Genomic DNA, 12062 nt, shown 5'->3' on the forward strand with positions numbered 1-12062 from the left:
GAGAAACGAATGTACGCATATATCTCGGGCGAGGTGGCTCAAAAGGCGGCGAATTACGCGGTGATTGATGTAAACGGCGTGGGGTACCGGATTTTTACGGATACGTTTTCGCTTAATATGCTCAAAACAGGAGAGAAAGGCAAGCTGTATACCTATTTAAAGGTTGCCGAGGACGATATGACACTTTACGGCTTTGCTACGGTAGAGCAGAAGGCAATGTTTGAAAAGCTTCTTTCAATCAGCGGGGTTGGCCCCAAGGCTGCGGCTTCTGTGCTTTCCACCATGCGTGTCAACGATATCGCCGCGGCGGTGATTTCCAGTGACGACAAGGCGTTCACCGGCGTACCGGGTATCGGCAAAAAAACAGCGCAGCGCCTTGTGCTGGAGCTGAAGGAAAAGGTGGACTTTGAAGACGCGATAGGGGATGGCGGCGTCGATATGAGCGTAATCACGCAGGATGCGGGGCAGGAAGCGGTCGCCGCACTGGTGGGCCTTGGTTACAACAGGCAGGAAGCTGTCCAGGCAATTTCAGCGGTAAAAAGTTTGGGAGACAGCGCGGAAGAGCTCGTTTCCCTGGCGTTAAAAAGAATGGGAAGATAAAAGGAGTATCATAAAATGAAACGGATATTGATCGTAATCATGACGGCGCTGCTCATAACGGTTTTTGCCGCGTGCGCCAAACAGGAAACGCCTTCGGCGCAAACGGAGTCGCCGCAGGCTTCGCAGGGGGCACAGATCGCAAACCCATGGGAGGATGCAAAGGACGCGGCAGAGGTCAAAGAAATGACCGGGCTTGAAATGGGTTCTTTGCCGGAAGGAGCGACAGACGTTACTTATTCTGTGCTCGAAAGCCAGAAGCTCGCGCAGGCTGTGTTCACATGGAAGGGCGATACCTATACGCTTCGTATGGTGAAGGGCTCGCCTGAAGAGGATCTCTCGGGCATGTTTGTTGAATTTGATGAGACGCAGGAACTGAGGTTTGAGGATTACCCGTATACCATCCGCTATAATGAAGGAGCGGAAGGTGTGGCCGAGTGGCATGACGAGCTTACGGATGTGGAATATTCCGTTACAATGCAGACAGGCGCCACAAAGGATAAGCTTTCCGATGTTTCGGTGGCTCTTATCCCCGCAGGTTGATTGGAAGCAAATGTCAAAGCCCTGGGAAATCTGCTGATTTTCCCGGGGCTTTCCATATTTCGCCGAAAAACAACGTATTTCTTTCGGCAGGAGGATAGTGTATAATAGGAAGCAATCAGGAATTTGACAGGAGAAGGCAATGGAAGAAGAATCTCGAATCGTTTCGGGAATGAAAATGAACGAAGATATGACTGCGGATGCGTCCCTGCGCCCGCAGTCCCTTGGCGAATATATCGGGCAGGAAAAGGTCAAGGAGAAGATGGCGATCTTTATTGAGGCGGCAAAGCTGCGGGGTGAAGCGCTCGACCATGTTTTGCTCTATGGCCCGCCCGGCCTTGGAAAAACGACGCTCGCGCATATTATCGCCCAGGAGCTGAACGTCAATATCCGTATCACTTCCGGCCCGGCGATCGAGCGTCCGGGAGACCTTGCAGCGCTGCTGACAAACCTTTCGGATAAGGACGTTTTATTTATCGATGAAATACACCGCCTCAATACGAGCGTAGAGGAGGTGCTTTATCCTGCCATGGAAGATTATGCGCTGGATATTATTCTCGGCAAAGGGCCGTCCGCGCGCTCGATGCGTATCGATCTGCCAAGGTTCACGCTCGTTGGGGCCACGACGCGCGCCGGGATGCTGACTTCACCGCTGAGGGACCGTTTCGGCGTGATCAACCGCCTGCAAATGTATGACGCGGATCAGTTGAAAACGATTGTTAAGCGCTCCGCAAAGATACTCGATATCCACGTGGATGAAGAGGGGGCGGCAGAGATCGCGCGCCGCTCGCGTGGGACTCCGCGTATCGCCAACAGGCTTTTGCGCCGCGTAAGGGATTTTGCCGATGTGCGCGCGGAGGGGATCATTACGAGGGAAGCTGCGGATGAAGGCCTAAAGCTGCTCGAGGTGGACGGGCTTGGGCTCGATCATTCAGACCGGCTGGTGCTCGATGCGATCATTACAAAGTTTGGAGGCGGGCCGGTAGGGCTTGATACGCTGGCGGCGACGACAGGCGAGGAATCCGGCACAATCGAGGACGTTATTGAACCATTTTTGCTGCAGCTTGGGTTCCTGCAACGCACGCCGAGAGGACGCTGCGCGACAGAGCACGCATACCGGCACATGGGGATTCCACTCCCGCAAAAGACTGATAATAAGGGGCAAACCAGACTGTTCTAGTCTGTATAATACACGATGAAAACATCAGATTTTGACTATGAATTACCTGAAGAGCTGATCGCGCAGACTCCGGTCAGTCCAAGGGATCATTCCCGCCTGCTTGTTTACGACAGGCAGACAAAAGAAACATTTGACAGGCACTTTTACGACGTAACGGATTACCTGAAAAAGGGCGATGTACTTGTTGTAAACGAAACAAAGGTCATTCCGGCCCGTTTGTATGGCAAAAAGCGAGGCACGGAAACGGACTTTGAATTTTTGCTGCTCAAAAGGCTGCAGCTCGACATATGGGAAGTGATTATGCGTCCGGGGAAAAAATTAAAACCGGGCGGTTTTGTTGATTTTGGCGACGACCTGTGCGCCGAGCTTTTGTGTAAAAAAGAAGACGGCGTATGCGAGGTACGGTTTCATTACGACGGCGTTTTTGAGGAGCTTTTGGACCGGTACGGAAATATGCCGCTGCCACCCTATATCACAGAAAAACTGGAGGAAAAGGAACGGTACCAGACGGTTTACGCAAAAGAGGACGGCAGCGCCGCAGCGCCAACGGCCGGCCTGCATTTTACGCCTGAGCTGATGCGGAAAATCGAAGAGATGGGAGTTACCATCGTAAAAATTCTCCTGCATGTAGGGCTTGGAACATTCCGCCCGATGAAGGAAGATACGGTAGAAGAGCACATTATGCACTCCGAGTATTACAGCGTGAGCGAGCAGGCCGCGCGCATGATCAACGATGCGAAAAAAGAGGGCAGGCGCGTGATCGCTGTGGGCACAACAAGCGTGCGCACGCTTGAAAGCGCAGCGTGCGGCGGACGTGTGCAGGCGGGAAGCGCGGATACGGATATTTTTATTTATCCGGGCTATGACTACCAGATCGTTGACGCGCTCATTACGAATTTCCATTTGCCTAAATCCACGCTGATCATGCTTGTGAGCGCTTTTTGCGGCAGGGAGGAAACGCTTCGTATTTATCGCAGGGCAGTGGAAGAGCGGTACCGTTTTTTCAGCTTTGGCGACGCAATGCTGATCATATAAAAGGGATATGTGGATATGAAGATAAAGGCTGTATGCGCGGCGTTTTTCAGCGCGACGGGAACGACGAAAAAAATCGTATGGGAAATTGCAAAGGAAATTGCGGTTGAGCTGAAAATAAGCCTGCGGGAATTTGACTTTACCCTTCCTCAGGCACGTAGAAATCCGCCGGTTTTTTCAGAAAACGAAATCGTGGTATTTGGCACGCCCGTATACGCAGGGCGTGTGCCCAATGTTTTGCTCCCATACCTTGCTGCGATAGAGGGAAACGGCGCGGTTGCCGTGCCTGTCGTTGTTTATGGGAACCGTGATTTTGACGACGCGCTGATCGAACTGCGGGATATCCTGCTAAAAGGCGGCCTTAAGCCCATTGCCGCAGCCGCTTTCGTGGGGGAGCATTCTTTTTCGGATCGTCTTGCAAAAGGCAGGCCGGACGCGGAAGACCTGCGTTTTGCTCGTGGGTTTGCAGAGCAGGCTGTGCAGAAATTACGTCACGGCCGGCAGGCAGAGGAGCTTTTTGTCAAAGGCGTGCCGCAGCCATACAGGGGTTATTACCAGCCGCGGGACAGGAAAGGAAGCCCTGTCGATATCAGGAAGGTGAAACCATTGACGGGCAAGGAGTGCGACGCGTGCGGGTTGTGTGTTAAGCTTTGCCCGATGGGCTCGATCAGCAGTGGGGATGTGAGCGGCTTTACCGGTATTTGTATCAAGTGCGGGGCGTGTATCAAAGGCTGTCCGCGGCACGCAAAGTATTACGATGACGAAGGATATCTTTACCACCGCCATGAACTGGAAGAAGGGCTGAAAAGGCGGGCGCAGCCGGAACTGTTTTTATAGGGGAAAATTATGCCGATTATTGACGCAAATGATATCAGCGATTTATTGCAACGCACCTTAAACAGTGTGGATGAAAGGATTGTGGGGCACGGAAAACGCGTATCTTTTATTGTGTCGCGTATGCTTGAGGCGCAGGGCGTATACACGCAAAAGGAAAAGCAGGAAATATGTTTTTTGGCATTGCTGCATGATGTGGGGGCATATAAAACAGAAGAGATCGATCAAATGCTGCGGTTTGAAACGGAAAATATCTGGGAACATTCCATTTATGGATATTTATTCCTTTTGTACCTTTCGCCGCTTACGAAATTTGCCCAGGCAGTGTTGTTTCATCATTTAAGCTACGACAAACTCAGGGAGACCAAAACGGACTGTAAAGATATCGCTCAGATATTGCATTTGGCAGACAGGGTGGATATTTTTAACGAGCATGAGCCAAAGAGAAAAGAACTTTTAAAGGAACACCTGGAACGTTCAAGCGGGAGCAGGTTTTCTCCGGAAGTACTCAGTTTATTTTGGAAAGCGGATGAAAAATACCATATTTGGGATGGCCTGGAAGACGATATCGATTTCCACAGCATGATCGGTGAAGTGGCGTTTTCACAAAAAACGATCAGGATGTATCTTAATATGATCGTGTTTACGATAGACTTCCGCAGCCACCACACGGTTACGCATACGGTAACAACAACACAGATCGCCTTTCGTACGGCGCAGCTGATGGGGGTTGACCAGGACACCTTAAGGAAGATTTATTATGGCGCGATGCTGCACGATCTTGGGAAAGTTGGCGTTCCGGTCGAGATACTCGAATTTCCCGGAAAACTGAGCGCACAGGCGATGCGTGTTATGCGTACCCATGTGGATATCACTGGGGCGATTCTTGCGGACAGCTTTGATCCGGTGATTACACAGATCGCGCTGCGCCACCACGAGAAGCTGGACGGCTCTGGGTACCAGCGCGGACTTATGGCGAGGGACCTGACAATACCGGAACGGATTGTCGCGGTATCGGATATTGTAAGCGCTCTTTACGGTACGCGCAGCTATAAGGAATCCTTTCCAAAAGAAAAGACGCTTCACATAATCCAAAAGCAAAGCGGCGAAGGCCTGATCGATAAGACCGTTGTCGCAGTAATCTCTGATAATTTTGATTCCATCATGGAGACGGTAAAAGAACGGTGCAAGCCGGTATGGGAGCTCTATCATAAAATGCAGGACGAGTACAGGCGCCTTATGGAGCAATATGCAGGCACAGCCCTGTCCACAAGCGCCGGAAAAACGGATTTTGCTTGACGCACAGTTGCGGCAATGTTATGATAGCGGTAACCAAAAATAAAGGAGACAGGCGGATGCGTAATATTTCTTGCTAAATCATGAATATGAATAGGGTGATCCAAAAACGAAGGAAACCGTTTGTTGTGATGCCCATGCAAGAAAGTTACGAAAATCTGTAAAACTGTTCTGGCTCCGGGGAAAAGCTGCCCGGAGCAAATCGCGGCATTTTTTAAAGCCTGCGGGAAAGTTAACTTTCTTGCAGGTTTTTTTATACTCTTTTACAAACAGGAGGAATATTTTATGTCGTTAATTCATATATCAAACCTTACATTTTCCTACGGCGGAAGTTACGATACAATTTTTGACGATGTATCCTTTCAAATGGATACAAACTGGAAGCTGGGCTTTACGGGGAGAAACGGATGCGGAAAAACCACATTTCTCAGGCTGCTTTCAGGAAAGCTGGAATACCGCGGGAGCATATCGGCGCCGGTGTCGTTTGATTACTTTCCGTTTCCCATAGCAGATAAAACGCTGACTACGCTTGAAGTAGCGCAGGGTATTGCAGAATTTGAACCGTGGCAGCTGGAACGTGAACTATCACTTTTGCAGGTGGCGGAGGATGTGCTTTCAAGGCCTTTTGAAACGCTGAGCAACGGCGAGCAGACAAAGGTTCTGCTTGCAGTGCTGTTTTTGCAGCAAGATCATTTTTTGCTGATTGACGAGCCAACAAACCATCTCGATCAGGCGGCGCGCGAAATCGTAGGCAATTATCTGCGGAGCAAACGGGGATTCATACTGGTGTCGCATGACAGGGCATTTTTGGATTCCTGTATCGATCATATTCTATCGATCAATAAAACAAATATCGAAATACAAAACGGGAATTTTTCTTCATGGATGGAAAACAAAGAGCGGCAGGACAGCTATGAGTTAAACCAGAATGAACGGCTCAAAAAAGAAATCAAGCGCCTTACGGAGACTGCCCGTCAAAAGGCAAACTGGGCGGACAAAGTGGAAAAAACAAAAAAAGGAACAAGGATTGCCGGCCTCAGGCCGGACAGGGGCGCAATCGGGCATAAGGCCGCTAAGATGATGAAACGCGCCAAAAGCACGGAAGACCGGTCACAACGGGCGGTAGAGGAAAAATCAAAGTTACTTAAAAATTTGGAGCGGGCAGACGATTTAAAACTGATCCCGCTGGCGCATCACACGCAAAGGCTTGCAGAGCTTAAAGATGTTTCGGTTTCTTATGGTGATAAAACAGTATGCAAAAATGTGAGCTTCACGTTAAATCAGGGAGACCGTATTGCGCTTTCCGGAAAAAACGGGTGTGGAAAAACAAGCATACTGAAGTTTTTTTGCGGGCAGCCGGCCCTGCATGGCGGTACATTTTTCCTTGCATCAAACCTTGTGATTTCTTATGTCCCGCAGGATGCTGCGTTTTTATCGGGAAGCCTCGAAGCATTTGCACGGGAGACAGAGAACGAAACGCTGTTTATGACGATGCTGCGTAAAATGGGTTTTCCGAGGGTACAGTTCGACAAAAATATGGAAGAACTGAGCGAGGGGCAGCGAAAGAAAGTACTTCTTGCAAAAAGCCTGTGTGAGAGGGCGCATCTTTATGTGTGGGATGAACCATTAAATTTTATCGATGCGATCTCAAGAATACAGATCGAACAAATGATCAAAAAGTCCGGAGCAACAATGCTTTTTGTAGAACACGACCGCAGCTTTGAAGAAACGGTCGCAACGAAAACAATAAAATTATAATGTATACTTTTGACAGGGAGTTTGATAAAATAATATAGTACTAAAAAAGTAATATATCATAGACTGGTCTGGTTCCACAACGGGCCGAGGGATTGTAATATGTATGGCATAAAACCAAATTGCGCTATCCCTGCAAAAGGAGAAATGGTGTGAATGCGTTGGAACAAAGAGCAGTCGATTTTATGAATCGCCTGCAAAAGGCTTATTATGAAGAGCGGGACCTTGCTGCGACCATAGGCATGCTGGACAGGGATGTCCAGTGGATAGGTACGGGCGAAGGAGAAGAATGCAACGGGATTGAAGAAGCAAGGCTCTTTTTGGAAAATGAATGGAAGGAATTCAAAGGCTCGTTTACAATATTAAACAGCAGGTATTGGGCGTCGGCCCTCGGGGAAGGGCTTTGTGCCTTGCAGGGACTCGTATGCGTCAAAGAAAATGCCAGCGACTGCGACGTCATGGAGCTGCCTGTACGTATATCGGCGGTGTGCATAGAGCGTAACGGCGAGATAAAGCTGCGCCAGCTTCATATTTCGCTTGCCAGCAGCGACCAGGCGGCGGAGGAATTTTTTCCCCGTATCTTTACGAAAGAGCAGACGGAATTTCTCAAAAATATGCTGGACGAGCAGACAACGAAGCTCAAGGAACGAAGCCTTGACCTCGAGGCGCTTACCAACAACATTCCGGGCGGCGTAATTTGTTGTGACTATACGCCGGAGCTGGATCTTTTGCAATTCAGCGAAGGGTTTCTTTCGATGTTTGGGTATACGAGGGAAGAGATCATGGATCGGTTCCACGGCAGGTTCGCGCCCATGATTTATGAAAAGGACCTCAAAAAGGCATGGGCAGACGCAAAAGAACAACTCGAACGGCAAAATACCAAAGAAATTGAATACAGGGTAGTATGTAAGGATGGCAGCCTTATGTGGGTGCTTGACCGGGGGCAGCTTGTGGAACGTAACAACGGGAAACGGGTGTTTTATTGTATTCTGATGGATATTACCGAAAATAAGAAGGCGCGGGAAGAACGCCGGCTTTCTGTTGAACGCCACCAGATCATCCTGGACCAGTCCACTGATATTATCTTTGAGTGGGATATCAAAAACGACGACCTTTTTTATTCTTCAAACTGGGAGAAGAAGTTTGGCTACAAACCAATTAAGGAACGGGTAAGCGAGGACTTGCTGCTGCGTTCCCACGTGCATCCCAAGGACGTCGTTTTACTGGATAAGATCATCAGGGAAATGAAACAAGGCGTCGTATATTCGAAAACGGAAATCCGTATCGCGAAGCAGGATGGAAATTATCTGTGGTGCCGCGTGCGGGCGACGCTGCAAACTGATGAAAATGGCGCGCCGGCAAAAGTAGTAGGCGTAATCATTGATATCGATCAGGAAAAACGGTATGCAAAGATGATGCAGGAGCGTGCGGAACGCGACGTGCTCACCGGGCTTTATAACAAAGGTGCGGTGCAGGCAATGGTTGAAAAAAAACTGGAGGAACTCGGCAAGAATGCGCGCGCCGCCTTTATGATTATCGATGTGGATAATTTCAAGATGATCAATGACGTCTACGGACACCTGAGCGGCGATGCAATGCTTGCTGATGTTGCCGGTATCCTCCAGAATATGTTTCGCGAGGGAGACGTTGTTGGACGCGTCGGCGGGGATGAGTTTACTGTTTTCCTCGGGAATATACAGGAACGCGAAAATGCAGGACAGCGGGCGAGAGACATTTTGAGCGCATTTGAAGGATTGCTTGGCGCAGGGAGCGGGCGACATCATCTCTCGTGCAGTATTGGTATAGCAATGGCGCCTGAGGACGGCACTGATTTTTATACATTGTATAAAAATGCGGATGTCGCGCTGTACAATGCCAAAACAGAGGGGAAATGCACCTTCTCGTTTTATTCTCCAATACTTCCTGATTTTGATGAGAAGGAACAGGTCGGACGAGCAAGCTATCTTGGGGCGGCCATTGATTCCAATCACAGCGGCAGGGGAATGAATCAGGAACTTGCGGAATATGTATTCCATACTTTGTACCAGACGGAGGATATAGAAAAGGCCATTCCGCTTATTTTGGAGATTGTCGGCAAGAAGTTTGACGTTAGCAGGGCTTATATTTTTGAGAATTCAGAGGACGGCGCCACCTGTAGCAATACCTTTGAATGGTGCGACGATGGTATCCTGCCGCAAATAGATGTGCTGCAAAATATAGATTATGTTCAGCTCGATTATTTTGAAGAAAATTTCAACGAGGATGGGATTTTCTATTGTAAAGATGTGGATAAGCTGTCCCCAAAACAACAGGAATTGTTAAAAAGCCAGGGCATCAAATCCATGCTGCAGTGCGCGATCAGGGACGACGGGAAGATAAAAGGCTTCGTCGGCTTTGACGAGTGCAGTGAAAACCGGTTTTGGACGAAGGAGCAGGTGAATACGCTTTCGCTTGTGGCTGCGGTTCTAAGCGTGTTCCTGCTCAAGGAACGGGCGCATGTCCGCACGGAAGAAGTGCTCAGGGCGTTGGAAACGATACTCGATTATCAGGATTCATGGATTTATGTGGTAGAAAAAGATACGCATAAAATTTTATATGCAAACAAGCGCACCAAGGAAAACGTACCGGGTATCGGGGTGGGGGAAAAATGCTGCAAGGTGTTTTTCCAGACGGACAAGCACTGTGATAACTGCCCGGGCGGAAAGCTTACGCAAGACGATAAAAAAGCGGAAGCGGAAATATTCAGTGAAATACTGGATAGAAAGGTTATGGCGAAGGCAAGGAGCATTCCGTGGGTTGGCGGCAAGGAAGTGTTTTTGATGATTTGCGACGACGTCAGCCAAGAATCGTGATTGACGATACAGTCCTTTTTCCATTACAATAGGACGTATGGGATACAATAGAAATTTTGATTTTAAAGTAGAAGCAGTGGACGGCTTTTCAAGGGCAAGGACAGGCGTATTGAAAACGCCGCACGGCGAGATCAAGACACCGGTTTTTATGCCTGTCGGTACGCAGGCAACGGTCAAGGCCATGACAAACGACCAGGTGCTCGAATGCGGCGCGCAGATCATTCTTGGCAATACCTATCATCTGTACATGCGCCCGGGGCACGAACTGATACGCGAGGCAGGGGGCCTGCACCAGTTTATGAACTGGAAAAAGCCGATCCTGACGGACAGCGGCGGATTTCAGGTGTTCAGTCTTGGAGACCTGCGTAAACTGACGGAGGAGGGGGCTGCGTTTCAGTCCCACCTTGACGGTTCGCGCCATATGTTTACGCCGGAAAAGGTAGTGGCCATACAGGAAGCGCTTGGTTCCGACATCATGATGGTGCTTGACGAATGTACGCCGTATCCTGCGGATTTTGCATATACAAAGCATTCTATGGAGCGTACACACCGCTGGGCAAAGCGTTGCAGGGACGCGCAGCAAAACGATAAGCAGGCGTTATTTGGTATCGTGCAGGGCGGGATGTATCCGGAACTGCGCAAAATCAGCGCTGAGGAAATCGCGCGGCTTGATTTTATCGGTAATGCGATAGGCGGGCTTTCCGTGGGAGAGCCTAAGCCGATGATGTACGAAATGCTGGATGCGGTGACTGAAATCCTTCCTGAGGATAAGCCCCGTTACCTCATGGGCGTTGGCAGTGCGGATTGCCTTGTGGAGGGTGTTGCACGCGGGGTAGATATGTTCGACTGTGTTTTGCAAACGCGCATAGCGCGCAATGGCACTGCGCTTGTGCGCAATGGCAAGCTTGTGATACGCAACGCGGAATATGCAAAGGACTTTCGTCCGATTGATGAATCGTGCGATTGTTATGCGTGCAGGAACCATACGCGGGCGTATATCAGGCATCTTGTCAAGACAAACGAAATATTGGGAGCCATTCTCCTGTCCATCCATAATACGCGTTTCACCATCAGGCTGATGGAGGAAATACGAGGACATATCCAAACAGGGACGTTTGAAGAGTTCAGGCGCGAATTTATGGCTGATTTCCAGATATAATGGGAAAAAATTATTGACTATTAGGCGCGCAAACGATATTATAGTCTATAGTACTTTTTTGAAAAATGAAAGGCGGTAATTAAGGTATGCCAACAGGATGTGTAAGTGGAACGGCGGATGCTGCAGGAACGGCGGCAAGCGGCGGAAACAGTATGCTGATGATGCTCTTCCCGATCTTGCTGATCGTGGTGTTCATCGTTTTGATCATTGTTCCGAACAAAAGGAAAGAAAAACAGTTTAAGAATATGCTCGGCAACTTGCGTATCGGCGACATGATTAAGACAATCGGCGGTTTTTACGGCAAGGTTGTTGCGATTAAGGAAGACCTCATTACGATTGAATGCGGTCCGGATAAAACAAAGCTGGTTCTCGCAAAAGGCGCAATCGCTTCTGTAGAAAGTTTTGAAGAGGGTAAAGAAATCCCGGACAAAACGGACGAAAAGAAAGATAAATCAGACGATAGCGATAAAAAGGACGATAAAGCGGACGAAAAGAAAGAAAATTCCAAGAGCGCGAAAAAGGGAAAATAAGCCGGATCAAGCAAAACTTGAAATTTTTGTAAACTTATGGTAAAATACAAAAGTCGAAAATTTCCAAGGAGGAATTTCTTAGATGAAGCATATTAAGACGATTACAAAGAGTAATCTGAAGGATACTTTACGCACAGGCGGTTGCGGCGAATGCCAGACATCCTGCCAGTCTGCTTGCAAAACGTCCTGTACGCTTGCAAACCAGAAATGCGAGAAGAAAGACTGAGTTATTTGTATCAAAGTGGTGGCGGCATTGTAAAATATGCCGTCATTTTTTTCGCCAAACG

Annotated in this window: 11 protein-coding genes; all 11 read left to right on the forward strand. The window is 48.9% G+C overall.

What is annotated here, in order from left to right:
• The first annotated feature begins 9 nt into the window (after nt 1-9).
• On the forward strand, nt 10-600 hold the full coding sequence (gene ruvA / locus CHK_RS08395; RefSeq protein ID WP_046443597.1) for a Holliday junction branch migration protein RuvA: 591 nt from the start codon (nt 10-12) through the stop codon (nt 598-600).
• A gap of 15 nt (nt 601-615) precedes the next feature.
• Nucleotides 616-1140: a hypothetical protein gene (locus CHK_RS08400; RefSeq protein ID WP_046443598.1), complete on the forward strand. Its 525-nt coding sequence runs from the start codon at nt 616-618 to the stop codon at nt 1138-1140.
• Nucleotides 1141-1279: 139 nt separating this feature from the next.
• The gene (gene ruvB / locus CHK_RS08405) at nt 1280-2317 is read left to right on the forward strand and encodes a Holliday junction branch migration DNA helicase RuvB (RefSeq protein ID WP_046443599.1); all 1038 of its coding nucleotides are present in this window, start codon (nt 1280-1282) and stop codon (nt 2315-2317) included.
• A gap of 15 nt (nt 2318-2332) precedes the next feature.
• Nucleotides 2333-3352, forward strand: a complete 1020-nt coding sequence (queA, locus tag CHK_RS08410; protein ID WP_046443600.1) for a tRNA preQ1(34) S-adenosylmethionine ribosyltransferase-isomerase QueA — start codon at nt 2333-2335, stop codon at nt 3350-3352.
• A gap of 15 nt (nt 3353-3367) precedes the next feature.
• Entirely contained in the window at nt 3368-4186 is an 819-nt protein-coding gene (locus CHK_RS08415) for an EFR1 family ferrodoxin (protein WP_046443601.1), read from the forward strand.
• A gap of 9 nt (nt 4187-4195) precedes the next feature.
• A complete protein-coding gene (locus tag CHK_RS08420; RefSeq protein WP_046443602.1) occupies nt 4196-5482 on the forward strand; it encodes an HD-GYP domain-containing protein in 1287 nt (428 codons plus the stop codon).
• 282 nt (nt 5483-5764) lie between these two features.
• Nucleotides 5765-7237: a ribosomal protection-like ABC-F family protein gene (gene abc-f / locus CHK_RS08425; protein WP_046443603.1), complete on the forward strand. Its 1473-nt coding sequence runs from the start codon at nt 5765-5767 to the stop codon at nt 7235-7237.
• A 149-nt stretch (nt 7238-7386) separates the two neighbouring features.
• Nucleotides 7387-10086 (forward strand): diguanylate cyclase domain-containing protein, encoded by a 2700-nt coding sequence (locus CHK_RS08430; RefSeq protein ID WP_052740463.1) that lies wholly within the window; start codon nt 7387-7389, stop codon nt 10084-10086.
• A 37-nt stretch (nt 10087-10123) separates the two neighbouring features.
• Entirely contained in the window at nt 10124-11245 is a 1122-nt protein-coding gene (gene tgt, locus CHK_RS08435) for a tRNA guanosine(34) transglycosylase Tgt (protein WP_046443604.1), read from the forward strand.
• 86 nt (nt 11246-11331) lie between these two features.
• A complete protein-coding gene (gene yajC / locus CHK_RS08440; protein WP_235811556.1) occupies nt 11332-11775 on the forward strand; it encodes a preprotein translocase subunit YajC in 444 nt (147 codons plus the stop codon).
• An 82-nt stretch (nt 11776-11857) separates the two neighbouring features.
• A complete protein-coding gene (scfA, locus tag CHK_RS16095; protein ID WP_059108746.1) occupies nt 11858-12001 on the forward strand; it encodes a six-cysteine ranthipeptide SCIFF in 144 nt (47 codons plus the stop codon).
• Nucleotides 12002-12062: the final 61 nt, after the last annotated feature.

The organism is Christensenella hongkongensis (assembly GCF_000981035.1).
In the GTDB taxonomy this organism is placed as follows: domain Bacteria; phylum Bacillota; class Clostridia; order Christensenellales; family Christensenellaceae; genus Christensenella; species Christensenella hongkongensis.

Bases quoted from the DNA above. Each gene is read 5' to 3' on its own strand.
- ruvA (WP_046443597.1), top strand. From the start codon at position 10: ATGTACGCATATATCTCGGGCGAGGTGGCTCAAAAGGCGGCGAATTAC.
- CHK_RS08400 (WP_046443598.1), top strand. From the start codon at position 616: ATGAAACGGATATTGATCGTAATCATGACGGCGCTGCTCATAACGGTT.
- ruvB (WP_046443599.1), top strand. From the start codon at position 1,280: ATGGAAGAAGAATCTCGAATCGTTTCGGGAATGAAAATGAACGAAGAT.
- queA (WP_046443600.1), top strand. From the start codon at position 2,333: ATGAAAACATCAGATTTTGACTATGAATTACCTGAAGAGCTGATCGCG.
- CHK_RS08415 (WP_046443601.1), top strand. From the start codon at position 3,368: ATGAAGATAAAGGCTGTATGCGCGGCGTTTTTCAGCGCGACGGGAACG.
- CHK_RS08420 (WP_046443602.1), top strand. From the start codon at position 4,196: ATGCCGATTATTGACGCAAATGATATCAGCGATTTATTGCAACGCACC.
- abc-f (WP_046443603.1), top strand. From the start codon at position 5,765: ATGTCGTTAATTCATATATCAAACCTTACATTTTCCTACGGCGGAAGT.
- tgt (WP_046443604.1), top strand. From the start codon at position 10,124: ATGGGATACAATAGAAATTTTGATTTTAAAGTAGAAGCAGTGGACGGC.
- yajC (WP_235811556.1), top strand. From the start codon at position 11,332: ATGCCAACAGGATGTGTAAGTGGAACGGCGGATGCTGCAGGAACGGCG.
- scfA (WP_059108746.1), top strand. From the start codon at position 11,858: ATGAAGCATATTAAGACGATTACAAAGAGTAATCTGAAGGATACTTTA.